Consider the following 24584-nt stretch of genomic DNA (forward strand, 5'->3'; position numbering starts at 1 on the left):
ACAACGACAAGGCATTGAGTGAATCTGCGTAACCAGTGGCCGGTCCTGCCGATCGTGGCGGGACTGGCCCTCGGCCTGTTGACCGGCTGCGGCACCCAGAGCGGAGGATCCGGCGGCGACGCCTCCTCCCTGGTCCTCGGGATGTCCGACGACGTCCTCGCCACCGACCCCGCCTCCGGCTACGACCCGGGCTCCTGGCTGCTGTTCAACAACGTCTTCCAGTCACTGCTGAGCTTCCCCACCGGCGGCACGGAACCCCGGCCGGACGCGGCCCGGGAGTGCTCCTTCACCGACACGCGGACCCAGGTCTACACGTGCACCCTGAAGGACGGCCTGAAGTTCAGCAACGGCGACCCGCTCACCTCCGAGGACGTCAAGTTCTCCTTCGACCGCATGCTGAAGATCGACGACGACGCCGGCCCGGCCCTCATGTTCCCCATGCTCGACAAGGTGGAGACACCCGACGCCAAGACCGTCGTCTTCAGGCTCGCGGTCCCCGACGCCACCTTCCCGAGCAAGATCGCCTCGGGTGCCGGCTCCATCGTCGACCACCGGCAGTACGACGCCGACCACCTGCGCGAGGACGGCGGAGCCGTCGGCTCCGGCCCCTACAAGCTGGACTCCTTCGGCGACGACGAGGCCGTCTTCTCCGTCAACGACAGCTACCGGGGCAGCGCCGACGCAGCCAAGAACACCGGCATCACCCTCAAGTTCTTCGGCGGCGACCAGAAGGCCCTCAGGCAGGCCCTGCTCGCGAACGAGATCGACATCGCCTACCGGGGCCTCACCTCCGCCGACGTCGCCGACATCCAGCGCAGCACCGACGACACCGGCGCCAAGGTCGTCGAGGGCAGCAGCGCCGAGGTCCAGCACCTCGTCTTCAACATGGACGACCCGGTCGCCGGGAAGCTCGGCGTGCGCCGGGCCATCGCCCACCTGATCGACCGCGAAGCCCTGATCAGGGACGTCTACGAGGGCACCGCCGACCCGCTCTACTCGATCGTCCCGGCCGGGATCGCGGGCCACAACACCGCCTTCTTCGACCGCTACGGCGCCCGCCCCTCCCGGTCCGCTGCCGCCGCCGCGCTCGCCGACGAGGGCATCACCGGCAAGGTGAAACTCACCCTCTGGTCCACCCCGACCCGCTACGGCCCTGCCACCGACCAGGAACTGAGGGCCGTCGCGGCCCAGCTCGACGCGAGCGGCCTGTTCGACGCCGACGTGAAGTCCGTCGCCTACGGCCAGTACGAGAAGGACATCGCCGCCGGCAAGTACGGCGTCTACGTGAAGGGCTGGGTGCCCGACTACCCGGACGCCGACAACTTCACCTCGCCCTTCTTCGGCAAGGGCAACGTGCTCGGCAACAACTTCGCCGACACCGCCATCACCGGCACGCTCATCCCGCGCACTGCCGCCCAGGTCGACCGCACCGCAACCGACGCGGACTACGCGGAGCTCCAGAACATCGTCGCCGCGCGACTGCCCGTCCTGCCGCTCTGGCAGGCCAAGCAGTACGCGGTCGTCGGCGAGCACGTCTACGGCCTGGAGAACTGCCTGGACGCCTCCACGGTGTTCCGCTTCTGGGAACTCAGCAAGAGCTGACGCCACGCCACGCCCGCGACCGGCCGCACGCCGCCGGGCGCGGGCCGTGGCGGGCCGACGCCGCCGCCGCACGCCGCACGCCGCACGGAAGAAGGCGCCCCCGAGGGGGCGCCTTCTCCTTGTTCTCCGTACCTGTGCCGACTGCTGACGCCCTACTGCGCGCCGGGACGCACCAGACCGCTCTCGTACGCGTACACCGCGGCCTGCACCCGGTCCCGCAGCCCCAACTTGGTCAGCACGTGCCCCACATGCGTTTTCACCGTGGTCTCGCTGACGAACAGGTCGGCGGCGATCTCGGCGTTCGACAACCCCCGCGCCACCAGCTTCAGCACCTCCACCTCACGGTCCGTCAGGGTGTGCAGCGTGTCCGGCACCGGATCGTCACCGGACGGCAGATGCGTGGCGTACTTGTCGAGCAGCCTGCGTGTGATGCTCGGCGCCAGCAGGGCCTCACCCGCGGCCACCACCCGGATCGCCTGCACCAGTTCATTGGCGGGCGCGTCCTTCAGCAGGAACCCGCTCGCCCCGGCCCGCAGGGCCTCCACCACGTACTCGTCGAGGTCGAAGGTGGTCAGCACCAGCACCTTCGCGGGCCCGTCCCGCCCCGGTCCGGTGATCTGCCGGGTCGCCTCCACCCCGTCCATCCGCGGCATGCGGATGTCCATCAGCACCACATCGGGCTGCAACGCCCGCACCTGGTCGAGAGCCTGAAGGCCGTCTCCGGCCTCGCCTACGACCGCGAGATCCTGCTCGGCCTCCAGGATCATCCGGAAGCCGGTGCGCAGCAGCGGCTGGTCGTCGACCAGTAGGACGCGGATGGCCACGTATGTCTCCTTCTCTAGCCCGGCCCCATTCTGCCCTGCGCCTCGTCCTCGGACTCCGCCGCCCTCACCGGCAGCGTCACCGGAAGCGGGTACGGCGGGGGAGTACCGCCGAACTCCGGGCAGTGTGCCTGGTGGTCGCACCAGCCGCACAGCTTGGTCGGCCGGGGCCGCCACTCGCCCGTCTCCGTAGCCAGCCGGATCGCGTCCCAGAGCGCGAGCAACTTGCGCTCCACGCGCTCCAGATCGGCCAGGACCGGGTCGTACGTCAGCACATCGCCGCTGCCCAGGTACACGAGTTGAAGCCGCCGCGGCACGACGTTCTTCAGCCGCCACACCACGAGGGCGTAGAACTTCATCTGGAACAGCGCGCCGTCGGCGTACTCCGCCCGGGGCGCCTTGCCCGTCTTGTAGTCGACGATCCGCACCTCGCCGGTGGGCGCCACATCGACCCGGTCGATGATCCCGCGCAACCGCAGCCCCGACTCCAGCTCCGCCTCGACGAACAGCTCCCGCTCGGCGGGCTCCAGCCGTGTCGGATCCTCCAGCGTGAACCAGCGCTCGACCAGCCGCTCCGCCTCGACCAACCAGCCGGCCAGCCGCTCGCCCTCCGGGTCGTCGGCGAACAGCTCCCCGACTTCGGGCCGCGTCTCCCGCAGCCGGTCCCACTGGCCCGGGATCAGGGACTTGGCCCGCGGCGCGGTCCGCTCGGCCGCCGGGGCGTCGAACAGCCGCTCGAGGACCGCGTGCACCAAGGTGCCCTTCGTGGCCGCCGGGCTCGGCTTCTCGGGCAGCCGGTCGATCACCCGGAACCGGTACAACAGCGGGCACTGCATGAAGTCACCGGCGCGCGAGGGCGAGAGCGAGGCGGGAGCCGAGGGCGAGCGCGGGGCGGGGGCCATGGCGGCGACGGCCGCGACCACCGACTCCGGCCCGACCGACTCCACCGCGCCCGTCTCCACCGCAACCGTCTGCGGGACGCCCGCCTCAGGGACGCCCGCCTCAGGGACGCCCGCCTCCATAGGTGCCGGAACGGTGGGCGCCGGATCCTCCCCGACACCGCCGTCGCCCGTCCGGGCGACGCCCTCGCTGCTGCTCTCCATGACCCCAGACCTTACGGCCCACCACTGACAGTCACCCAGCCGCGCGCATCACTTCGCCCCGAACACCGGCGACGAGCGGGGAAACACGGGGGGTGCCGGGGCGGAACCCGTCACGACCGCCGCATACCATCGGTCCGGGACCCTCCTTCCCGGCATGGGCGGGAGACGCTTCGATCGAGGGGAAACCGTGGTGGAAAGCGGCGGGAGCGGGCGGTCGCGGCCGGACAACGAGCAGTCGGCCGAGCACCCCGCGACACCTGCGTCTCCGGCCACCGACCTCGCGCAGGCCCCGGACCCGGGCACCGCCGGCCCTGCCACGCCCGACGGGGAACCCACGCCCCGCCCCTCCGGCACACCGCAACCGAGCGAAGCCGCCCCCGCCGAAGCACCGTCCGCCCAGGATCCGCCCGCCGGAACCGCCCCCGCCGAAGCCCGGCCGGCCGACGACGAGGGCGCTCCGCAGACGCCGCCCGCGTCCGACGACGACAGCCGCACCGCCGCCGGCGACGGGAACGCGAACGCGAACGGCACAGCCGACCCCGGGACCGGCGCGCAGGACGCACCCGACGCAGGCCCGGAAGCCGAGCCCGGGACCGGACGACCGACGACCTCCGCGTCCACCCCCGCCCCGGCGGCCCCGGCTCCTGTCCCCTCCCTCCCCAAGGGCCCCCCGCCCCAGCGCCCCCCGGAGCAGCCCCGCGGCGGCCTCCTCATGGGCCGCCCCTTCGGTGTGCCCGTCTACGTGGCTCCCAGCTGGTTCCTCGTCGCCGCCCTGATCACCTGGGTCTTCGGCAACCAGCTCGACCGTGTCCTCCCCGAGCTCGGCGCCCTGCGCTACCTCGTCTCCCTCTTCTTCGCGGTCGCCTTCTACGCCTCCGTCCTCATCCACGAACTCGCCCACACCATCGCCGCCCTCCGCTTCAAACTCCCGGTCCGCCGCATCCAGCTCCAGTTCTTCGGCGGCGTCTCCGAGATCGAGAAGGAGGCCGAGACCCCCGGCCGCGAGTTCTGGCTCGCCTTCGTCGGCCCCTTGCTCTCCCTCGTGCTCGCCGGCGTCTTCTACCTCGCCATGCAGCCCGTGGAACGCGGCACCGTGCCCGGCGTCCTGCTGGCCGGCCTGATGATCTCCAACCTGATCGTGGCGATCTTCAACCTCCTCCCCGGCCTCCCCCTCGACGGCGGCCGCATGCTCCGCGCCGTCGTCTGGAAGATCACCGGCAGGCCCATGAGCGGCACCGTCGCCGCCGCCTGGGTCGGCCGCGCCCTCGCCGTCTCCGTCCTCATCGGCCTGCCCCTGCTCACCCAGTCCGGCGCGCTCGGCTCCGGCGCCGAGGACAGCGTCGGCATGGACACCGTCACCGACGCCCTGCTCGCGGCCATCCTCGCCGCCATCATCTGGACCGGCGCCGGCAACAGCCTGCGCATGGCCCGGCTGCGCGAACACCTCCCCGAGCTGCGCGCCCGCACCCTCACCCGCCGCGCCGTCCCCGTCGAGACCCACACCCCCCTCTCGGAGGCGCTGCGCCGCGCCAACGACGCCGGCGCCCGCGCCCTCGTCGTCGTCGACGCCAACGGCGAACCGCTCTCGCTCGTCCGGGAGGCCGCCATCGTCGGCGTACCCGAACACCGCCGCCCCTGGGTCGCCGTCAGCGGCCTCGCCCAGGACCTCAGCGAGGGCATGCGCGTCTCCGCCGAGCTCGCCGGCGAGGATCTCCTCGACGTCCTGCGCGCCACCCCCGCCACCGAATACCTCGTGGTCGAGGAGACCGGCGAGATCTTCGGCGTGCTGTCCGCCGCCGACGTCGAGCGGGCCTTCGTCAAGGCCATGGCCAGGCCGTCCTAGCCGCCTCCCGGCCGGCCCCCGCCCGTGGTCGGCGGCCCCCGCAAACCCCGGTAGGCTGTTCACATGTCCGAACCGACCGGTGCCGCCCGCAGGCGCGGGCCCTTCAAGGTCGGGGACCAGGTTCAGCTGACCGATCCCAAGGGCCGCCACTACACGTTCACGCTCGAAGCCGGGAAGAACTTCCACACCCACAAGGGTTCCTTCCCGCACGACGAACTGATCGGCGCTCCCGAGGGCAGCGTTGTCCGCACCACCGGGAACGTCGCCTACCTCGCGCTGCGCCCCCTGCTCCCCGACTACGTCCTGTCCATGCCCCGCGGGGCAGCCGTCGTCTACCCGAAGGACGCGGGGCAGATCCTCGCCTTCGCCGACATCTTCCCCGGCGCACGCGTCGTCGAGGCCGGCGTCGGCTCCGGCTCGCTGAGCAGCTTCCTGCTGCGCGCCATCGGCGACCAGGGCATGCTGCACAGCTACGAGCGACGCGAGGACTTCGCCGAGATCGCCCAGCAGAACGTGGAGCGCTACTTCGGCGGCCCGCACCCCGCCTGGCAGCTCACCGTCGGCGACCTCCAGGACAACCTGTCCGACACCGACGTCGACCGCGTCATCCTCGACATGCTCGCCCCCTGGGAGTGCCTCGAGGCCGTCTCCAAGGCGCTGGTCCCCGGCGGCATCCTGTGCTGCTACGTCGCCACCACCACCCAGCTCGCACGGACCGTCGAGTCCATCCGCGAGATCGGCTCCTTCAACGAGCCGACCTCCTGGGAGTCGATGATCCGCAACTGGCACGTGGAGGGCCTCGCAGTCCGCCCCGACCACCGGATGATCGGCCACACCGGCTTCCTGCTCACCGCCCGTCGCCTCGCCGACGGCGTCGAACCGCCCATGCGCCGCCGCCGCCCCGCCAAGGGCGCCTACGGCGAGGACTACACCGGCCCCAACGCCGACGGGGGCAGCGGCCGCTGACGCGGTCCCAGCGCAGCGCCCAACGACAAGGCGCCGTGAACGAGTTCCGGACCGACCCGGAACTCGTTCACGGCGCCTTCCCGTTGCTCCCGATGCCACCCCGCCGGACACGAACGCACACCCCGCCGGACACCCGTCACCGCGATGACAGGCGCGCCCCGGCACCCGGCGCGGGCCCGTCCGATATCCCGTACCCCGCCGTTCCCACACCCTGTGACGTGTGGCACGATGCTGGCGGATCCCCCCACCCCCACCGGCACAGCCACCACAGGAGACACTGCCAGTGCAGCAATCCGCCGTCCCGGAACTGGCACACACCCACACCCGGCCGATCCACTGGCTTGCGACCGCCACCGCCCTCGCCGGAGTCGTCGCCCTCTCCTCGCTCCTGCAACCCGGACCCGCGACAGCCGCCCAGGCGACCGGCCCGGACACCGGGCCCGCCCACGTGGCCACCGCGGCGCCCGCCACCACCGGAGTCGACTTCCCCCTCGACTGCGGCCCCGTGCAGGCCCTCGTGGTCAAAAAGGCCTCCGGCGACCTCGACGGCGACGGCATCCCCGAAACGGTCGTCGTCGTCCACTGCGACGCCCCCATGGGCACCCCGCCCGACGCCGTCTACGTCCTCACCCACGGCACGGACACCGCTCACGCGCGCGTGGTCGCCACGCTCATCGACCCCAAGGCCCGCAACACCGTCACCAGCCTCTCCGTCACCCACGGAGCCGTCCTCGCCACCCTGCTCGGCTACTCGACCGCCGACGTGCCCAGTTGCTGCCCCGACATCAAGGACAGCGCCAAGTGGCAGTGGAAGCACGACACGTTCACGCGCACGACACCGGCGGGCGCCCACAGCGTCTGACCCCGGCCACCGGCCTGTGAGAAATCAGACAGCCGCCACGCTCCGTACCCGCAACCTCACTCCGCGTCCGGACCGTAGACCTCTACGCTGTCCGAAACCCGTCGCACATGAATACAGTCACCCGGGCACTCCCGTGCCGAGTCCACGACATCCGTCAACAGCGGCAACGGCACCGGCGTCGTAGCGCCCTTGGCCAGCAGGAGCTCGTCGTCCGCGCCCTTGACATAGGCCAGGCCGTCGATGTCCAGCTCGAACACCTCAGGTGCGTACTGCGCACAGATTCCGTCGCCGGTACAGAGATCCTGGTCGATCCAGACCTCCAGAGCCTCGCCGCCGACACCGGCCTCCTGCTGCACGCCCATAGCTCCTGCCGTTTACTGTCGAGCCGCAAGGGAACCATGCAGGCTCTGACGGGTGTTGAACACTTCGACCCTACCTCCGGCGGCTTCCCGAGGGTGTTCGGTGGGTATTCCCCTGGCGTGAGGGAGAGCGCAAGGGTGAAGATCGGACACACCCCGACAGTCTTTGTGATCTAGGGGTTTCAATCGACACCCACCCAGGTAGGGTCTGGAAGCGTCCAGCTCCCCTTGGAGGAGGTGAGGACCGTGGCAGCCCACGACGACGACATGAACCGCGGCATCCGCCCGGGACGAGGGTCCGACGACCCGTCCGGGCAGATTGCCTACCTTGAGCAGGAGATCGCCGTCCTGCGACGCAAGCTCGCCGACTCTCCGCGACACACGAGGATTCTCGAAGAGCGGATCGTCGAGCTACAGACGAACCTGGCCGGCGTGTCCGCCCAGAACGAGCGACTCGCCAACACGCTCCGTGAGGCCCGCGACCAGATCGTGGCCCTCAAGGAGGAGGTCGACCGGCTCGCGCAGCCGCCGGCCGGCTTCGGTGTCTTCCTCTCGGCGAACGAGGACGGCACGGCCGACATCTTCACCGGAGGCCGCAAACTCCGGGTGAACGTCAGCCCCGGCGTCGAGCTCGAGGAGCTCCGGCGCGGCCAGGAAGTGATGCTCAACGAAGCACTCAACGTGGTCGAGGCCATGGAGTACGAGAGCGTCGGCGACATCGTCACCCTCAAGGAGATCCTCGAGGACGGCGTACGCGCCCTCGTACAGGGGCACACCGACGAGGAACGGGTGGTCCGGCTCGCCGAACCGCTCCTGGACGTCGTCATCCGCCCCGGCGACGCCCTCCTGCTCGAACCCCGCTCCGGCTACGTCTACGAGGTCGTCCCCAAGAGCGAGGTCGAGGAACTCGTCCTCGAAGAGGTCCCCGACATCGGCTACGAGCAGATCGGCGGCCTCGGCGGACAGATCGAGATGATCCGCGACGCGGTCGAGCTCCCGTACCTCTACCCCGACCTCTTCAAGGAGCACGAGCTGCGCCCGCCCAAGGGCGTCCTGCTCTACGGACCGCCCGGATGCGGCAAGACGCTCATCGCCAAGGCCGTCGCCAACTCGCTGGCCAAAAAGGTCGCCGAGGTCACCGGCCAGGCCACCGGCAAGAGCTTCTTCCTCAACATCAAGGGCCCCGAGCTCCTCAACAAGTACGTCGGTGAGACCGAGCGGCAGATCCGCCTCGTCTTCCAGCGCGCCAGGGAGAAGGCCTCCGAGGGCACCCCCGTCATCGTCTTCTTCGACGAGATGGAATCCCTCTTCCGCACCCGCGGCTCCGGCGTCAGCTCCGACGTGGAGAACACCATCGTCCCGCAGCTCCTCGCCGAGATCGACGGCGTCGAGGGCCTCCAGAACGTGGTGGTCATCGGCGCCTCCAACCGCGAGGACATGATCGACCCCGCCATCCTGCGCCCCGGCCGCCTCGACGTGAAGATCAAGATCGAGCGCCCGGACGCCGAAGCGGCCAAGGACATCTTCCAGAAGTACCTCACCGAACGCCTTCCCCTGCACTCCGAGGACGTGGGCGAACACGGCGGCGACAAGACCACCACCGTCCAGAGCATGATCCAGACGGCTGTGGAACACATGTACGCCGAATCCGAGGAGAACCGCTTCCTGGAAGTCACCTACGCCAACGGCGACAAGGAAGTCCTGTACTTCAAGGACTTCAACTCCGGCGCGATGATCGAGAACATCGTCGGCCGTGCCAAGAAAATGGCCATCAAGGACTTCCTCGACCACAACCAGAAGGGCCTTCGCGTCTCCCACCTCCTCCAGGCATGCGTGGACGAGTTCAAGGAGAACGAGGACCTGCCCAACACCACCAACCCCGACGACTGGGCCCGGATCTCCGGAAAGAAGGGCGAACGGATCGTGTACATCCGCACCCTCATCACCGGAAAGCAGGGCGCGGACACCGGACGCTCCATCGACACGGTGGCGAATACCGGACAGTACCTGTAGGGACAGGGCGGCTGCGGGTGCCCACCACGGGTACCCGCAGCCGACTGCTTTCCGGGCCACGGCTGGAGCAAGGCAATGACGCAAATGATCTCCCCACCAGCGCGGAGGCGTTCTAGGCTCTCTCGTACCGCCGGGTCGCGCAGTGCGGGGACGGGCACCGCACACGCACCGGAGCACCACCGGTATCTGAGCGGCGCCCACGACCGAGGGTGCCGCCGGGCAAGGAGGGCCGCATGACCGTACGGCGAGTAATGGGCATCGAGACGGAGTACGGCATCTCCGTCCCCGGCCACCCCAACGCCAATGCCATGCTCACCTCGTCCCAGATCGTCAACGCCTACGCGGCGGCGATGCACAGGGCCCGCCGGGCCCGCTGGGACTTCGAGGAGGAGAACCCGCTGCGGGACGCGCGTGGCTTCGACCTCGCCCGCGAGGTCGCCGACTCCAGCCAGCTCACCGACGAGGACATCGGCCTCGCCAATGTCATCCTCACCAACGGCGCACGTCTCTACGTCGACCACGCGCACCCCGAATACAGCGCCCCCGAGGTCACCAACCCCCGCGACGCCGTCCTCTGGGACAAGGCCGGCGAACGGATCATGGCCGAGGCCGCCGAGCGCGCCGCCGCGCTGCCCGGCGCCCAGCCCATCCACCTCTACAAGAACAACACCGACAACAAGGGCGCCTCCTACGGCACGCACGAGAACTACCTGATGAAGCGGGAGACCGCCTTCTCGGACATCGTGCGCCACCTCACGCCCTTCTTCGTCTCGCGCCAGGTGGTCACCGGCGCCGGTCGCGTCGGCATCGGCCAGGACGGCCACGAACACGGCTTCCAGCTCAGCCAGCGCGCCGACTACTTCGAGGTCGAGGTCGGCCTGGAGACGACACTGAAGCGCCCGATCATCAACACCCGCGACGAGCCGCACTCCGACGCGGAGAAGTACCGCCGCCTGCATGTGATCATCGGCGACGCGAACCTCTCCGAGATCTCGACCTACCTCAAGCTCGGCACGACGGCCCTGGTCCTGTCGATGATCGAGGACGGCTTCATCGCCGTGGACCTGGCGGTCGACCAGCCGGTCCGCACCCTCCACCAGGTCTCCCACGACCCCACCCTGAAGCGCCTGGTCACCCTGCGCAGCGGTCGCACACTCACCGCCGTCCAGTTGCAGATGGAGTACTTCGAGCTGGCGCGCAAGTACGTGGAGGAGCGGTTCGGCTCCGACGCCGACGACCAGACGAAGGACGTCCTCGCGCGCTGGGAGGACACCCTGAACCGCCTGGAGAACGACCCCATGAGCCTCGCCGGCGAACTGGACTGGGTCGCCAAGCGGGAACTCATGGAGGGCTACCGGCGCCGTGACAGCCTCGACTGGGACGCGGCGCGCCTGCACCTCGTCGATCTCCAGTACGCCGACGTGAGGGCCGACAAGGGCCTCTACAACCGTCTCGTGGCCCGCGGCCGCATCAAGCGTCTCCTGGACGAGGGAGAGGTCGAGAGGGCGGTCACGAAGCCCCCGGAGGACACGCGCGCGTACTTCCGCGGCCGCTGTCTGGAGCAGTACGCCGACGACGTCGCCGCCGCTTCCTGGGACTCGGTCATCTTCGATCTGCCGGGCCGGGACTCGCTCCAGCGCGTCCCAACCCTCGAACCGCTTCGCGGAACGCGAAATCACGTCAAGGAGCTCCTGGACCGCTGCCGTACGGCAGAAGACCTGGTCAGGGTCCTCTCGGGCGGCTGACCGGCCGGCTGGACGGAACCTGCCGGACGGGTGGAAACGCCTCCGTCCGGGAATCATCGAGGTGGCTCCCGTACGTTGTGGCAACTGCGGGGCCGATGTCGGACCCGGCTTGTAGGGTCTGATCATCACCGATCGGCAGGAATGCCGACCTGTCGACCATGTCGGGCGAAAGAGCGGGGTGAGGGTTATGGCGACCAAGGACACCGGCGGCGGCCAGCAGAAGGCGACGCGCTCCACGGAGGAGACCGAGGAGCAGGCGCCCGAGGCGCAGGCGTCTGAGGACCTCAAGGAGCGTCAGGAGAAGCTGAGCGACGACGTGGACTCGGTTCTTGACGAAATTGACGATGTACTCGAGGAGAATGCCGAGGATTTCGTGAGGTCATTCGTTCAAAAGGGTGGACAGTAGACACATCCGTGAACGATCGGCGATCGAAGAAGTGCTCAGCCTGCCAGCAGGTTCTCTTGATCGGCGCATTCGCGAGCAACAGCTCCAGACCTGATGGCCTTCAGGTCAACTGTCGCGAATGCGCCGCGGCGTACTACCGGCGTCGGCAGGAGGCTCAAGGCAAGACGGTCCGTGTGAAGGTGCCGACGCCTCGAGGGCACAAACGGTGCCCTCAGTGTGAAACGGTGAAGCCTCACTCCGAGTGGGAGCGCAACAAGTCCTCGTCGGACGGTTGGGCAAGCTACTGCCGCGCGTGCCGGGCGGAGCGGAACCGGATCAGCTATTTCCAACGCAAATACGGTCTGAGCCCGGCCGAGTTGGACGCGATGGTTGCGGAGCAGAGGGGCATCTGCTGTATCTGCCTTGCTGCTCCCGCCGAGCATGTGGATCACTGCCATCAGACGGGTAGGGTCCGAGGCGTACTGTGCTTCAGCTGCAATGCCGCACTGGGGCAGTTCAAGGATCGGCCCGATGCCATAAGGCGGGCTGCTGCTTACGTGGAAGGAATCGCGTGGAAGCCAACACTCGTAGCACCGGGCGTCTACCGGCTGCCTTCCTGACGCCCGGGTCCTCGTCCTTCATGGACTTTCTCTCCGACCACCAGCCGGAGCTGCTGCCCGGCAAGCGGCAGCTGCCTCCGACGCAGGGTGTGATCGAGGCGCCGCACGGCACGACGATCGTCGCCGTGACGTTCCCCGGTGGTGTCGTGCTCGCAGGTGACCGCCGCGCCACGATGGGCAACGTCATCGCCCAGCGGGACATCGAGAAGGTCTTCCCGGCCGACGAGTACTCGGCCGTCGGTATCGCCGGCACCGCCGGCCTGGCCGTCGAGATGGTGAAGCTGTTCCAGCTGGAGCTGGAGCACTTCGAGAAGGTCGAGGGGGCGCAGCTCTCGCTCGAGGGCAAGGCGAACCGGCTGTCGACCATGATCCGGTCCAACCTGGGCATGGCCATGCAGGGGCTGGCGGTCGTGCCCCTCTTCGCCGGCTTCGACGTGGACCGGGACAGGGGCCGGATCTTCTCCTACGACGTCACGGGCGGCCGCTCCGAGGAGCACAACTACGCCGCCACCGGCTCCGGCTCGATCTTCGCGCGCGGGGCGATGAAGAAGCTCTACCGCAACGACCTGTCCGAGGAAGAGGCCACGACTCTCGTGGTCCAGGCCCTCTACGACGCGGCGGACGACGACTCGGCGACCGGTGGTCCCGATGTCGCGCGCCGGATCTACCCCATCGTCACCGTGATCACCGAGGACGGTTTCCGCCGGCTCACCGAGGAGGAGTCGTCGGAGATCGCCCGCTCGATCCTGGCGCGTCGCCTGGAGCAGCCGGACGGCCCGCGCGCCGCCCTGCTGTAACCGGCGGCCCCGTTCTCATCCCAGGTGATCCAGTGACTTCGACAGAAAGGGACGGATAACCGGTGTCGACGCCGTTCTATGTCTCACCCCAGCAGGCGATGGCCGACCGCGCCGAGTACGCCCGTAAGGGCATCGCGCGCGGCCGCAGCCTCGTTGTGATCCAGTACGCCGACGGCATCGTGTTCGTCGGTGAGAATCCGTCCCGTGCGCTGCACAAGTTCAGCGAGATCTACGACCGGATCGGCTTCGCGGCCGCCGGCAAGTACAACGAGTACGAGAACCTGCGGATCGGCGGTGTGCGGTATGCCGATCTTCGTGGTTACACCTATGACCGTGACGATGTGACCGCTCGCGGTCTGGCCAATGTGTACGCCCAGACGCTGGGCACGATCTTCTCCTCGGCCGGTGAGAAGCCGTACGAGGTGGAGCTGGTGGTGGCCGAGGTCGGTGCCACGCCGGACGGGGACCAGATCTACCGGTTGCCGCATGACGGTTCGATCGTGGACGAGCACGGTTCGGTCGCGGTCGGTGGCAATGCCGAGCAGATCAGCACCTATCTCGACCAGCGTCACCGGGACGGGATGAGTCTGGCCGAGGCGCTGAAGCTGGCGGTGCAGGCGTTGTCACGCGACACCAACGGCACCGAGCGGGAGATTCCCGCGGAGCGTCTGGAGGTGGCGGTGCTGGACCGTACCCGGCCCCAGTCGCGCAAGTTCAAGCGGATCGTGGGCCGCCAGCTGGGCCGTCTTCTGGAGACGGACGGCGCGTCCACGGAGGCGGAGAGCTCCGAGGAGGAGTAGCGCCGGCAGGAGTGACAGCACCGGAACCTGGACCGGCGCTGTCGCCGTGTGACCCCTTGTGCGCCCCGGTCGATCGAGTCGGCCGGGGCGCAGGGCGTCTCAGGAGGCGTTGGGCGGTGCCGTGGAGGCCCGTACGACGAGTTCGACGGGGATGTCCCCGTCGTCGGGTGTGCGGCCCTCCAGGACGGCGAGGAGGGCTTGCATGCCTCGTTCGCCGAACAGTTCGGAGTCCAGCCGTACGGTGGTCAGCTCGGGGTCGAGGGCGGTGGCCAGGGCGAGGTCGTCCAGGCCGGTGACGGAGACGTCGTCGGGTACGCGCAGGCCGAGGCGGCGCAGGGCCTTGTAGACGCCGGCCGCCAGTTTGTCGTCGTCGCAGACGACGGCGGTGGGGCGCGTTCCCGGGCGGCTGAGCGCCGCCTCGGCGGCGCTCAGGGCGCCGTCGATGGAGATCGGGGCGGGGGCGGTGCGCAGCGATGTCCCCGGTGTCGCGCCGACTCGTGCGGCGAGTTCACGCGCGCGTACCTCGAAGGTCCAGGAGGGGATGTCGGCCGCTAGGTGCAGGAAGTGCCGGTGGCCGAGGCTCAGCAGGTGGTCGGCGACCTGTCGGACGCCGTCGGTGATGTCGAGGTTGACGGTGGCGGCGCCGAGGCTGCCGTGGGGGTCGCTGTCCAGCATCACGAGGGGGAGCTGGTCGCCTCGGATGGCTGTCAGGGCGTCGGCGGCCATGGAGGAGGCGAGGACGCCGTCGAGGGCTGCCTGGGCGGAGGCGAAGGGGTCGCGGGCGGGGCCGACGCCTTCGGGGGAGGGGTAGAGGACGACTCCGAAGCCGTGCTCGGCGGCCACCCGGGCGGCTCCTGTGTAGACGCCGGCGAAGAACTCGGTCGTGAGTGCGGGGACGACCAGGAGGACGGTGCGGGTGCTGCCGAGGCGGAGGTTGCGGGCGGCGAGGTTGGGCCGGTATCCGAGTTCGCGGGCCGCTTGCCGTACGCGCTCCGCGGTGGTCTCGGCGACACGGCCGCGCCATTTGTCGCCGAGGACGAGGGAGACGGCGGCCTGCGAGACTCCCGCGGCCTGGGCGACGTCACGGCTCGTCGGGCGGGTGCTGGCTCGTGCCACCGTGGGGCTGCTCCTTCGTCTGGACTGGTGAACAGCGCACATGGTACGTATGACGAAGGACGTTATACGTAAAACCTCGGGGGCTGACCGCCTGGGGCGAGCCGACGGAGGCGGGACATTGGCCGCGGGATACCTGGAGATCCTCAGGGCGAGGCACGCCGCCCGGCTGCTGACCGGCACGCTCGTCGGCCGGCTGCCCAACGCCACGGCCGCCATCGGGATCGTTCTGTTCGTGCGCGCGCAAGGGGGCACCTACAGCCTCGCGGGTGCGCTGGCGGCCGTGTACGGCGTCGCCAACGCCGTCGGCCAGCCCCTGCTGGGGCGGCTGGTCGACGTCCACGGACAGCCGCGGGTGCAGCTGCCCGCGGCGCTCGCGTCCGCCCTGGCCATGGCGGCCTTCGCCTTCGCGGGTACGGACCCGCTGCCGCTCGCGTACGCCGCGGTGGCGGCCGCCGGGCTGTTCACGCCGCCCCTGGAGGGGGGTCTGCGGGCGCTGTGGCCGGCGGTGCTGCGGCGCGAGGACCAGGTGCACACGGCCTACGCGATGGACGCCGTGGCGCAGGAGGTGATGTTCACCGTCGGGCCGCTGCTGGTGACGCTGTGCGTCGCGCTGTGGTCGGAGCAGGGGGCCCTGCTGGTGCTGAACGCGGTCGGGGTGCTGGGCGCGTTGTCGGTGGCCGTGTCGCCGCCCTCGCGCGCGTGGCGTTCGGCGCCGCGTGAGGCGCACTGGCTGGGCGCGCTGCGGTCGCCCGGGCTGCTGGCCCTCCTCGGCGCGTTCCTGTTCGTCGGTGTCGCGCTCGGTTCCATCACCGTGGCGTCCGTGCCGTACGCGGACGGCCACGGCGGTGACGCGGTGTACGGCTGGCTGATGGCGGCGCTGGGCCTCGGCGCGCTGGCCGGCGGTCTGGTCTACGGGGCGCGGCGGTGGGTGGGGGCGCCGGAGCGGCGACTGCGGGGCCTGGTGGCGCTGCTGGCGGTGTGTTACCTGCCGCTGATGCTGTTGCCGGGCGCGGTCGCCATGGTGGCGCTGACGGCGCTCGCGGGCGTGTTCCTGGCGCCCGCTCTCGCGTGTGCGTTCGTCATCGTGGACCGGCACGCGCCGCGCGGGACGGTGACGGAGGCGTTCTCCTGGCTGGTGACGACCTTCACGGTCGGGGCGTCGGTGGGAACGGGTGTGGCGGGTCCGGTCGTGGAGGCCGGTGGCGCGCTCTGGGGGTTCGCGGTGCCGGCGGTCGCAGGCGCCGTGTCGCTGGTGGTTTTGCTGGCCACGGGGCGGGTAATGGCAGTTCCGGCCGGAAGCGGAGTTGTTGCGGCTTCATCGGAAAATGATCCAAACCGTGCTGCCGAACCCCGTTTCAGTTCAGGGGATCGGGCGTAATGTTCACTCATGGACCGCCGCATTTTCGGGCTGGAGAACGAGTACGGCGTCACATGTACGTTCAGGGGACAGCGTCGACTGTCTCCCGACGAGGTGGCGCGGTACCTCTTCCGCCGTGTCGTGTCATGGGGCCGAAGCAGCAATGTCTTTCTGCGAAACGGCGCACGCCTCTACCTCGACGTGGGTTCGCATCCGGAATACGCGACACCGGAATGTGACAACGTGACCGAGTTGGTCACCCACGACAAGGCCGGCGAGCGTATTCTCGAAGGACTCCTGGTGGACGCGGAACGACGCCTGCACGAGGAAGGAATCGCGGGCGACGTCTACCTCTTCAAGAACAACACGGACTCGGCGGGCAACTCCTACGGTTGCCACGAGAACTACCTGGTGGCCCGGCACGGGGAGTTCTCCCGGCTCGCGGACATCCTGATCCCGTTCCTGGTGACCCGCCAGCTGCTGTGCGGTGCGGGCAAGGTGCTCCAGACGCCCCGCGGGGCGGTCTACTGCGTCAGCCAGCGGGCCGAGCACATCTGGGAGGGGGTCTCCTCCGCGACGACCCGCTCGCGGCCCATCATCAACACGCGCGACGAGCCGCACGCGGACGCCGAGCGTTACCGCCGTCTGCACGTCATCGTCGGCGACTCGAACATGTCCGAGACGACCATGCTGCTGAAGGTCGGGGCGACCGACCTGGTGCTGCGCATGATCGAGGCGGGCACGGTGATGCGGGACCTGACGCTGGAGAACCCGATCCGGGCGATCCGGGAGGTCAGTCACGACATCACGGGCCGGCGCAAGGTGCGTCTGGCCAGCGGCCGCGAGGCCTCCGCGCTGGAGGTGCAGCGGGAGTACTACGAGAAGGCCGTGGACTTCGTGGAGCGCCGGGGTGTCCGCACCGGCACCGTCGACCAGGTCCTGGAGCTGTGGGGCCGCACGCTCGACGCGATCGAGGCGGAGGACCTCGACCGGATCGGGACCGAGATCGACTGGGTGATGAAGTACAAGCTCATCGAGCGGTACCGGGCCAAGCACAACATGACCATGTCCCACCCGCGGGTCGCGCAGATAGACCTCGCCTACCACGACATCCACCGTCGTCGGGGTCTGTACTACCTGCTGGAGCGCAAGGGCCAAGCGGCGCGGATCTGCAACGACTTGAAGATCTTCGAAGGCAAGTCGGTGCCGCCGCAGACCACCAGGGCGCGGTTGCGCGGCGACTTCATCCGCCGTGCGCAGGAGCAGCGCCGGGACTTCACGGTGGACTGGGTGCACCTGAAGCTCAACGACCAGGCGCAGCGCACCGTGTTGTGCAAGGACCCGTTCCGGTCGGTGGACGACCGGGTGGAGAAGCTGATCGCCGGCATGTGAGCGAGGGGTTCCGCGGGTGCTTCGGGCCCGGTGCGGAACGCAACACGGGCACCGTACGTTTCCCGTACGGTGCCCGTCTCACGTCGTAGAGTTGCGCGCACGCCATCAGAAGATCGACCGATTACGAGGCTTACATCGTGCGCCGACGCTCACTCATCCTTGCCGCCGTACCCGCTGGACTGGTCACTCTCGCCGCGTGCGGTGACGACAAGTCCGACACGAGCAAGGCGAGCGACGGGGGGTCGCCCTCCGCGGGGGCGTCGTCCGCGGCTCCTCCGCCGAAGATCGTGGACGGCCCGCTGCCGGCCATCACCGCGGGGGTGAAGTTCGGGGAGAAGCCGACGGTCGCCAAGGGCAGCGGGGACCCCTCGAAGGACCTGGCGGTGAAGACGGTGATCGCGGGCAGCGGCCGGACGGTCGCGGAGAACGACTACATCCAGGCCAACTGTCTCGGCCAGATCTGGGACAGCGCGAAGGTCCTCCTCAACACCTACGACACCAAGAAACCGCTGTTCACCCAGCTCGCGCAGGGCGGCACGATCGATGGCTGGCGTTATGCGCTGACGGGCAAGAAGATCGGCAGCCGGGTGTTGTTCTCGGTGCCTCCGACCTGGGGTTTCGGCAAGGACGGCGACGCCGAGACGGGCATCAAGGGCACCGACACGCTGGTGTTCGTGTTCGACATCCAGAACACGTTCAACTCGAAGAGCTCGGCCAAGGGCAAGGACGTCCCGCAGGAGTCCGGTGTGCCGAAGGTCGGCACCAACACCGACGGCAAGGCGCCCTCGATCGAGATCCCGAAGACGAAGGCACCGGCCAAGCTGGTGTCGAACTACGTGATCGAGGGGGACGGCGCCGAGCTCGCGGCGGACGACACCGTGCTGGTGCAGTACAAGGGCGTCGTCTGGGAGACGGGCAAGGAGTTCGACTCGACGTACGGCCGCAACGCGCTGACGTCGTTCTCTCTCCAGCAGGTGGTCAAGGGCTGGGCGCAGGGTCTGACCGGCAAGAAGGTGGGCAGTCGCGTCGTCATCGTCGTACCGCCGTCGCTGGGTTACGGCGACAGCCCGCCGAGCGGCAGCGGCATCGAGAAGGACTCCACGATGGTGTTCTCGGTGGACATCCTGGCAAAGGCGTGAGGCGCTCCAAGGTGTAAGACTGTCCGTGTTGTTGCCTTTCCGTGAGACATGCAGGAGCCAGTGACGTGAGCATTGACAAGCCCGAGATCGACTTCCCGGACGGCGAGCCCCCGGCGGACCTCGAGATCAAGGACATCTGGGAGGGCGACGGCGAGGTGGCGCAGGCCGGCCACAACGTCAGCGTCCACTACGTCGGCGTCGCCTTCAGCACCGGTGAGGAGTTCGACGCCAGCTGGAACCGCGGGACGCCGTTCCGCTTCCCGCTCGGCGGCGGACGGGTCATCAAGGGCTGGGACCAGGGCGTGCAGGGCATGAAGGTCGGCGGCCGTCGCCAGCTGACCATCCCGGCGCACCTCGCCTACGGCAACCAGAGCCCGACCCCGGCGATCAAGCCCGGTGAGACGCTGATCTTCGTGGTGGACCTGCTCGGGGTCTGACCGTCGTACGACCGGTGTCGATCATCTGGGGTCCATGCCTGCCCGGGCATGGGCCCTCGGCTTTTGTCCGGGCGGCGCGGGACGGTACGGTCGTCGATCGTAAGCACCATAGGGGAGGCGAAGGGCGTCGATGGCCATTGCCAAGGCCGAGCGGCTGATGAACCTGGCGCTGTGTCTGCTCGGGACGCGGCGGCCGCTCAGCAAGCGCGAGCTCCGCGACTCCATCGAGGCGTACGTCGAGACCTTCCGGTCCGGGAACGGGTCGGCGTCGGACGACTCCTTCAACCGGATGTTCGAGCGGGACAAGGACGATCTGCGGGAGCTCGGCCTGGTCATCGAGACCGTGGAGAGCCTGGACGGCGAGATCGGCTACCACGCCCGCCGCGACAGCAACCGGCTGCCGCCCATCACGCTCGACGCCGAGGAGGCCGCGGCGCTGGGGCTGGCGGCCAAGGTGTGGCAACAGGCGCGGCTGGCGGGGGCCGCGAGCGGCGCCCTACAGAAGCTGCGCGCGGCGGGCCTCCCCGAGGACGTCGACCCGTACGAGGCGCACGGCGCCCTGGAGCCCCGGATCCCGGTGCACGAGGCCGCGTTCGAGCCGCTGATGCTGGCCTGCCGCGACCGCCGGCCCGTGATGTTCGACTACCGCAAGGCCACCGCCGCGCACCCGGAACCCCGGCATGTCGAGCCCTGGGCGCTCGAGTGCTGGCGCGGCCACTGGTACCTGGCGGGCTTCGACCGCGACCGGGGCGCCGAGCGCGTCTTCCGGCTGTCGCGGATCACCGGGCGGGTGCGCACGCGCGGGACGGGATTCACGGCACCGGTTCCCGATGTCGTCACCGTCCGTGAGACGGTGGCCAGCTGGGCGGGGGAGACCGCCGACCGCAGCGCGCTGATCCGGCTGCGGACGGGCGCCGGGTACCCCTTGCGGGCGAAGGCCACCGCGGTCCGGGAACTCGGGGACGGCTGGGACGAGTTGGAGATTCCGTACGGGCACGGGCTGGACGCCTGGCTGGTGGAGTTCGGGCCGGACGTGGTGGTCCTGGACCCCGCCGAGCTGCGCGCGGACGTCGTGGACCGGCTACGCGCCGTGGCCAAGGGCTGAGGGGGAGCGAGCAACACAGTGGCAGGCAAACCGGTCAGGCCGGCGAACGCCATCGACCAGACGCGGCGGATGCTCTCCCTGGTGACGTATCTCAGGGAGCGCCCCGGGGCGCGGATCGAGGACGTGGCGCGCGCCTTCGGGATCACCGAGGACGAACTGGTCTCGGACCTCGATGTGCTGCCCATGTGCGGCACCAGCTTCCGCGGCGGCGACCTCCTCGACATCGACACCGACGGCGAGCGCATCTGGTGGCACAACCCGGCCGCCCTGGGCGCGGACGCCGCCGAGCCGCTGCGGCTGGCCGCCGACGAGGCGACCGCGCTGCTCGTGGCGGCCCGGGCGGTCTCCACGCTGCCCGGCCTGCGCGAGGGCGACCGGCAGGCCCTGCTGCGGGCGACGGCGAAGGTGGAGGCCGCGGCAGGTGAGGCGGCGGGCGCCAGCGCGCGGCTGTCGGTGACGTTCGAGTCGGAGGGCGGGGTCTTCGCCGACGTCGACCGTGCGATCTCCGAGCGGCGCCGGCTGTGGATCCGCTACTACTCGCCCGCTCGCGACGAGGTCACCGAGCGCGAGATCGACCCGATCCGGCTGGTCAGCGTCGGGCACACGTACGTGGAGGCCTGGTGCCGCCGCTCGGAGGCGCGCCGTACCTTCCGCCTGGACCGGGTCGCCGAGATCAAGATCCTCGACGAGCCGTCCGCGCCGCCCGAGATCGAGCTGCGGGACCTTTCGGAAGGGCTGGTGCAGCCGGCCGCCGAGGACCCGGAGGTCGTCGTCGAGGTCGGCCCGGGCGGCCGCTGGGTCGCCGAGTACTACCCGCACGACAGCGCCGATGAGCTTTCCGACGGCGGACTGCGTATCACTCTGCGCACACCCGAACCCGCCTCGCTCAGGCGGCTGGCGCTGAGGCTCGGCCGCGACGGCCGGATCGTCTCACCGCCGGAACTCGCCGACAGCGCGCGGCTGGCGGCCCGTGAGGCGCTGGCCGCGTACGACGGGATCGAGGTGGCGAGCGCGGCCGGCGGGCCGCACGCGGTTCACGGCGAGCGGCCGGGACGGCGGGGCGAGGACCGGTTCGACGGGCGGGAGCAGGGGCTTTGAGCGAGACGACGGCGCCGGGTGTGCGGGGCCTCTCGGTGGCTTCCGCGTTCGCGGGCATGCGGAGCGTGGGCCCGGTGCGGTTCAGGGCGGGCTGCCCGGACTGCCGGGGCGCCTTCGAGCTGGCCGCGAGTGCCCTGCGCCTGGCGATCGGTGCGTCCAGCCGGACCACCTTCTACTCCTTCACCTGCCCCGACTGCGGTGCGGCCGTGCGCAAGCCGGCCGGCGAGCGGGTCGTCGAACTGCTCACCGGCGGCGGGGTCAGGACCCTGCGGCTGCACGCCCCTTAGGACGGTCTAGGCTCGGCCCATGTTCTGGCCGATGTTCGCGGTGATGATGGGTTTTGCGGGTCTCGCCGTTCTTGCGGTGTTCGCCGTGCGGGTCTTCGTGCAGGCGCGGCTTCTGAGTCGGCAGGTCGCGGAATCCGCACGCCGTATCGACCGGGCGGCCCAGGATCTGGAGCGGGCCGCCGTGCGTGCGGCCCGCGCCGTGGACCCTCTGTGACGGGTGGGGCGGCGACGCCCGGGTCCGCTGTGTCGTCCTGTGAGTCCTGGGGCGAATGCGTTTTGGGCCACTTCGCCCTCCCGTCGCGGCGGGAGGGACAGGTACGCTGCTGGTCGCGGCCCGCAGAACGAGGCACGGACCGCTGACCGGGAGTACGCACAGGGATTGCCTCACGTTTACCCCTGAGCGTTACGATCGCTGTCAACACGATTGTTCGGACGGGTGTCCGACCGGTCGGACGGCATCCCGCCCCCGCAGCCTCGGTGAGAAGGTAAAGACTTATGTTCGGAAGGCTCGGCGCCCCCGAGATCATTCTCATCCTCGTCGTCGTCATTCTGCTGTTCGGCGCCAAGAAGCTTCCCGACATGGCGCGCTCGCTCGGAAAGTCCGCTCGCATCCTCAAGAGCGAGGCGAAGGCGATGAAGGAAGACGGCGGCAGCACGGCCACTCCGGCCGGCCCGCCCAACGACGGCGAGCAGACCCCTGCTCAGCGCACCATCCAGGCCGCCCCCGGCGACGTGACCAGCTCCCGTCCGGTCACCGAGCCGACGGACACGACCAAGCGCTGACGCAGGGCCGGTGACCTCCGGCCCGCCGCACGAGATGGGAACGTGGGTTGCTGAAGCCTGCCCGCAAAGAGGAGAAGGACCCCGAGGGGCGGATGCCCCTCGCGGATCACCTTCGTGAGCTCCGCAACCGGCTCGCGAAGGCGATGCTGGCCATCGTCGTCGTCACGGTCGTGGCCGCCTTCTTCTACAACGACATCATCAACTTCCTCACCAAGCCGATTCTCGACTCGGTCGGCTGCGGGAAGACTTTCGAGGAGATCGCGGGCCAGCTCAGGTCGGGCGACTCCAGCAACAAGTGCGCGAGCATCACGATCAACGGTCTGCTCGCACCGTTCACGCTGGCCCTCCAGGTCTCCCTGATGGCGGGAGTCGTCTTCGCCTCGCCGGTCTGGCTCTACCAGCTGTGGGCCTTCATCGCCCCCGGCCTGCACAACCACGAGCGCAAGTACGCCTACGCCTTCGTCGGCATGGGCGCCCCGCTGTTCATCGGCGGCGGCTACTTCGCCTACCGGGTGCTGCCGACCACCGCGAAGGTGTTGATCGACTTCACCCCGGGTGGCGTCGCCAACCTGCTGCCGCTGGACGACCTGCTCCAGCTCGTCACGCGCATGGTCGTCGTCTTCGGCCTCTCCTTCGAGCTGCCGCTGCTGCTGGTCTTCCTCAACCTCACCGGCATGGTCACCGGCAAGCGCATGCTCGGCTGGTGGCGGGCCATGATCATCGGCATCACGGTGTTCGCCGCCGTCGCCACCCCCAGCACCGACCCCGTGTCGATGCTGGCGCTCGCCGGACCGATCTGGGTCCTGTACTTCGGCGCGACCGCCTTCTCGCTGCTGAACGACCGCCGCAAGCGTCGCCGCGACGCCCTGGGGCCGGCCGACGACGAGGCCTCCGAGCTGGACCTCAGCCCCGAGGACATCGGCGAGGTCGAGTCGGTGAGCGCGAGCCGCGCGCTGCCCGAACAGTCGAGCACGGACCGGGTCAACGGTTATGACGACGTGACCTGAGGGACGTCGGAGAACTCGTAGGGTCATCCCCGTGACCAGCGAGATCACCCTCTTCGTCAACCCCGCGGCGGGCCGCGGCCGGGGCGCTCTGGCAGCGCGGCCGGCCGCTTCCGCGTTGCGGGAGGCCGGCTACAGCGTGCGCACCGTCCTCGGGACGGACGCCGAGGACGCCCTTGTCCGCGCGCGTGCCGCCGTCGCGGGAGGGACCGGCGCCCTGATCGCCGTCGGCGGCGACGGACTGGCGCACCTCGCGCTCCAGGCCGTCGCCGGCACCCGCACCCCGCTGGGCCTGGTCGCCGCCGGAACCGGCAACGACCTCGCCCGCGCGCTCGGGCTGCCCGTCCGCGATCCGGCCGGCGCGGCCCGGCTGGTGGCCGACGCCCTCAAGGGCGCCCGGATCCGCGACATCGATCTCGGGCGGGCGGGCGACCGCTGGTTCGGCACGGTCCTGGCCTCCGGCTTCGACTCGCGCGTCAACGACCGCGGCAACCGCATGCGATGGCCCGCCGGACGCGTCAAGTACGACCTGGCGATGCTCGCCGAACTCGCCGCGTTCCGCCCCTTCCCCTACCGGATCACCCTCGACGACGGAGCCGTGCGCGAGGTCGAGGCCACCCTCGTCGCCGTCGGCAACGGATCCTCCTACGGCGGCGGCATGCGGATCTGCCCCGGCGCCGACCTCGCCGACGGGCTGTTCGACGTCACGGTCGTCGGGGACTGCAGCCGCACGACGCTGCTGCGGGTCTTCCCGAAGGTGTACCGGGGGACGCACGTCGGCCACCCCGCGGTCAGCGTCCACCGGGCGGCGAAGGTCGAGATCGCCGCCGCGGGGGTCTCGGGATACGCGGACGGCGAGCGGCTGGGCGCACTGCCGCTCACCGCCCGGTGCGTACCGGGCGCGGTGCGGGTCATAGGTCCCTGAGGCCGCCCGCCCGCGCCCCCGTGAG

25 protein-coding genes are annotated in these 24584 nt (G+C 70.0%); 21 read left to right on the forward strand and 4 right to left on the reverse strand.

Annotated elements, in window-relative coordinates:
• Window positions 1–18: 18 nt before the first annotated feature.
• A complete protein-coding gene (locus OHS71_RS32530; protein ID WP_328482895.1) occupies window positions 19–1602 on the forward strand; it encodes an ABC transporter substrate-binding protein in 1584 nt (527 codons plus the stop codon).
• 152 nt (window positions 1603–1754) lie between these two features.
• On the opposite strand, the gene OHS71_RS32535 is transcribed toward OHS71_RS32530, so the two are convergent.
• Entirely contained in the window at window positions 1755–2426 is a 672-nt protein-coding gene (locus OHS71_RS32535) for a response regulator transcription factor (RefSeq protein ID WP_328482896.1), read from the reverse strand.
• Between the two features lie 14 nt (window positions 2427–2440).
• Window positions 2441–3526, reverse strand: a complete 1086-nt coding sequence (locus tag OHS71_RS32540) for a RecB family exonuclease (RefSeq protein ID WP_443047110.1) — start codon at window positions 3524–3526, stop codon at window positions 2441–2443.
• Between the two features lie 154 nt (window positions 3527–3680).
• On the opposite strand from OHS71_RS32540, the gene OHS71_RS32545 reads away from it, so the two are divergent.
• The 3 genes from OHS71_RS32545 (at window position 3681) to OHS71_RS32555 (ending at window position 7197) form a co-directional block, all read left to right on the forward strand.
• A complete protein-coding gene (locus OHS71_RS32545; protein WP_443047111.1) occupies window positions 3681–5369 on the forward strand; it encodes a site-2 protease family protein in 1689 nt (562 codons plus the stop codon).
• A gap of 63 nt (window positions 5370–5432) precedes the next feature.
• Window positions 5433–6335, forward strand: coding sequence for a tRNA (adenine-N1)-methyltransferase (locus OHS71_RS32550; RefSeq protein WP_046261810.1), 903 nt, complete (start codon window positions 5433–5435; stop codon window positions 6333–6335).
• 283 nt (window positions 6336–6618) lie between these two features.
• Window positions 6619–7197: a hypothetical protein gene (locus OHS71_RS32555; RefSeq protein WP_328482898.1), complete on the forward strand. Its 579-nt coding sequence runs from the start codon at window positions 6619–6621 to the stop codon at window positions 7195–7197.
• A gap of 56 nt (window positions 7198–7253) precedes the next feature.
• Here the strand turns inward: OHS71_RS32555 and OHS71_RS32560 are convergent, their stop codons facing one another.
• Window positions 7254–7559 (reverse strand): ferredoxin, encoded by a 306-nt coding sequence (locus OHS71_RS32560; RefSeq protein ID WP_328482899.1) that lies wholly within the window; start codon window positions 7557–7559, stop codon window positions 7254–7256.
• 243 nt (window positions 7560–7802) lie between these two features.
• Between OHS71_RS32560 and arc the strand changes: the two genes are divergently transcribed.
• The 6 genes from arc (at window position 7803) to prcA (ending at window position 13916) form a co-directional block, all read left to right on the forward strand.
• Window positions 7803–9569, forward strand: a complete 1767-nt coding sequence (gene arc / locus OHS71_RS32565) for a proteasome ATPase (protein WP_189926428.1) — start codon at window positions 7803–7805, stop codon at window positions 9567–9569.
• A gap of 233 nt (window positions 9570–9802) precedes the next feature.
• Window positions 9803–11314 carry a depupylase/deamidase Dop gene (gene dop / locus OHS71_RS32570; protein ID WP_398149537.1) on the forward strand — a complete coding sequence of 504 codons (1512 nt, stop codon included), beginning with the start codon at window positions 9803–9805 and terminating at the stop codon, window positions 11312–11314.
• A gap of 187 nt (window positions 11315–11501) precedes the next feature.
• Window positions 11502–11720: a ubiquitin-like protein Pup gene (locus tag OHS71_RS32575; RefSeq protein WP_328482900.1), complete on the forward strand. Its 219-nt coding sequence runs from the start codon at window positions 11502–11504 to the stop codon at window positions 11718–11720.
• Window positions 11721–11944: 224 nt separating this feature from the next.
• Window positions 11945–12319 (forward strand): endonuclease VII domain-containing protein, encoded by a 375-nt coding sequence (locus OHS71_RS41420; RefSeq protein WP_398149662.1) that lies wholly within the window; start codon window positions 11945–11947, stop codon window positions 12317–12319.
• Window positions 12271–13116, forward strand: a complete 846-nt coding sequence (gene prcB, locus OHS71_RS32585; protein WP_328482901.1) for a proteasome subunit beta — start codon at window positions 12271–12273, stop codon at window positions 13114–13116. Before OHS71_RS41420 ends, prcB begins: the two co-directional genes overlap by 49 nt.
• 62 nt (window positions 13117–13178) lie before the next feature.
• A complete protein-coding gene (prcA, locus tag OHS71_RS32590) occupies window positions 13179–13916 on the forward strand; it encodes a proteasome subunit alpha (RefSeq protein ID WP_328482902.1) in 738 nt (245 codons plus the stop codon).
• A 99-nt stretch (window positions 13917–14015) separates the two neighbouring features.
• Here the strand turns inward: prcA and OHS71_RS32595 are convergent, their stop codons facing one another.
• Entirely contained in the window at window positions 14016–15032 is a 1017-nt protein-coding gene (locus tag OHS71_RS32595) for a LacI family DNA-binding transcriptional regulator (RefSeq protein ID WP_328482903.1), read from the reverse strand.
• Between the two features lie 118 nt (window positions 15033–15150).
• Between OHS71_RS32595 and OHS71_RS32600 the strand changes: the two genes are divergently transcribed.
• The 11 genes from OHS71_RS32600 (at window position 15151) to OHS71_RS32650 (ending at window position 24559) form a co-directional block, all read left to right on the forward strand.
• Entirely contained in the window at window positions 15151–16410 is a 1260-nt protein-coding gene (locus tag OHS71_RS32600) for an MFS transporter (protein WP_328482904.1), read from the forward strand.
• 9 nt (window positions 16411–16419) lie between these two features.
• Window positions 16420–17781: a Pup--protein ligase gene (gene pafA, locus OHS71_RS32605; RefSeq protein WP_057607036.1), complete on the forward strand. Its 1362-nt coding sequence runs from the start codon at window positions 16420–16422 to the stop codon at window positions 17779–17781.
• A gap of 137 nt (window positions 17782–17918) precedes the next feature.
• The gene (locus tag OHS71_RS32610; RefSeq protein ID WP_328482905.1) at window positions 17919–18920 is read left to right on the forward strand and encodes an FKBP-type peptidyl-prolyl cis-trans isomerase; all 1002 of its coding nucleotides are present in this window, start codon (window positions 17919–17921) and stop codon (window positions 18918–18920) included.
• Window positions 18921–18985: 65 nt separating this feature from the next.
• Window positions 18986–19357, forward strand: coding sequence for an FKBP-type peptidyl-prolyl cis-trans isomerase (locus OHS71_RS32615; RefSeq protein ID WP_328482906.1), 372 nt, complete (start codon window positions 18986–18988; stop codon window positions 19355–19357).
• Between the two features lie 130 nt (window positions 19358–19487).
• Window positions 19488–20462 (forward strand): helix-turn-helix transcriptional regulator, encoded by a 975-nt coding sequence (locus OHS71_RS32620; protein ID WP_328482907.1) that lies wholly within the window; start codon window positions 19488–19490, stop codon window positions 20460–20462.
• Between the two features lie 18 nt (window positions 20463–20480).
• A complete protein-coding gene (locus OHS71_RS32625) occupies window positions 20481–21560 on the forward strand; it encodes a helix-turn-helix transcriptional regulator (RefSeq protein WP_328482908.1) in 1080 nt (359 codons plus the stop codon).
• Window positions 21557–21847: a hypothetical protein gene (locus tag OHS71_RS32630; RefSeq protein WP_328482909.1), complete on the forward strand. Its 291-nt coding sequence runs from the start codon at window positions 21557–21559 to the stop codon at window positions 21845–21847. The genes OHS71_RS32625 and OHS71_RS32630 overlap by 4 nt, the downstream gene beginning before the upstream one ends.
• 19 nt (window positions 21848–21866) lie before the next feature.
• Complete coding sequence (locus tag OHS71_RS32635; protein WP_328482910.1) at window positions 21867–22061, forward strand: hypothetical protein; 195 nt, start codon at window positions 21867–21869, stop codon at window positions 22059–22061.
• 281 nt (window positions 22062–22342) lie between these two features.
• On the forward strand, window positions 22343–22630 hold the full coding sequence (gene tatA / locus OHS71_RS32640; protein ID WP_328482911.1) for a Sec-independent protein translocase subunit TatA: 288 nt from the start codon (window positions 22343–22345) through the stop codon (window positions 22628–22630).
• A gap of 47 nt (window positions 22631–22677) precedes the next feature.
• Complete coding sequence (gene tatC, locus OHS71_RS32645) at window positions 22678–23637, forward strand: twin-arginine translocase subunit TatC (RefSeq protein WP_328482912.1); 960 nt, start codon at window positions 22678–22680, stop codon at window positions 23635–23637.
• A 31-nt stretch (window positions 23638–23668) separates the two neighbouring features.
• Window positions 23669–24559 carry a diacylglycerol kinase gene (locus OHS71_RS32650; protein ID WP_328482913.1) on the forward strand — a complete coding sequence of 297 codons (891 nt, stop codon included), beginning with the start codon at window positions 23669–23671 and terminating at the stop codon, window positions 24557–24559.
• The last annotated feature ends 25 nt before the right edge of the window (window positions 24560–24584 follow it).

This window comes from Streptomyces sp. NBC_00377 (genome assembly GCF_036075115.1).
In the GTDB taxonomy this organism is placed as follows: domain Bacteria; phylum Actinomycetota; class Actinomycetes; order Streptomycetales; family Streptomycetaceae; genus Streptomyces.

What these genes read in the sequence shown, in the direction of transcription:
- OHS71_RS32550 (WP_046261810.1), top strand. Translation starts at nt 5,433, where the DNA reads ATGTCCGAACCGACCGGTGCCGCCCGCAGGCGCGGGCCCTTCAAGGTC.
- OHS71_RS32540 (WP_443047110.1), bottom strand. Translation starts at nt 3,526, where the DNA reads ATGGAGAGCAGCAGCGAGGGCGTCGCCCGGACGGGCGACGGCGGTGTC.
- OHS71_RS32635 (WP_328482910.1), top strand. Translation starts at nt 21,867, where the DNA reads ATGTTCTGGCCGATGTTCGCGGTGATGATGGGTTTTGCGGGTCTCGCC.
- OHS71_RS32560 (WP_328482899.1), bottom strand. Translation starts at nt 7,559, where the DNA reads ATGGGCGTGCAGCAGGAGGCCGGTGTCGGCGGCGAGGCTCTGGAGGTC.
- dop (WP_398149537.1), top strand. Translation starts at nt 9,803, where the DNA reads ATGACCGTACGGCGAGTAATGGGCATCGAGACGGAGTACGGCATCTCC.
- OHS71_RS32575 (WP_328482900.1), top strand. Translation starts at nt 11,502, where the DNA reads ATGGCGACCAAGGACACCGGCGGCGGCCAGCAGAAGGCGACGCGCTCC.
- OHS71_RS32545 (WP_443047111.1), top strand. Translation starts at nt 3,681, where the DNA reads ATGGGCGGGAGACGCTTCGATCGAGGGGAAACCGTGGTGGAAAGCGGC.
- pafA (WP_057607036.1), top strand. Translation starts at nt 16,420, where the DNA reads ATGGACCGCCGCATTTTCGGGCTGGAGAACGAGTACGGCGTCACATGT.
- tatA (WP_328482911.1), top strand. Translation starts at nt 22,343, where the DNA reads ATGTTCGGAAGGCTCGGCGCCCCCGAGATCATTCTCATCCTCGTCGTC.
- OHS71_RS32620 (WP_328482907.1), top strand. Translation starts at nt 19,488, where the DNA reads ATGGCCATTGCCAAGGCCGAGCGGCTGATGAACCTGGCGCTGTGTCTG.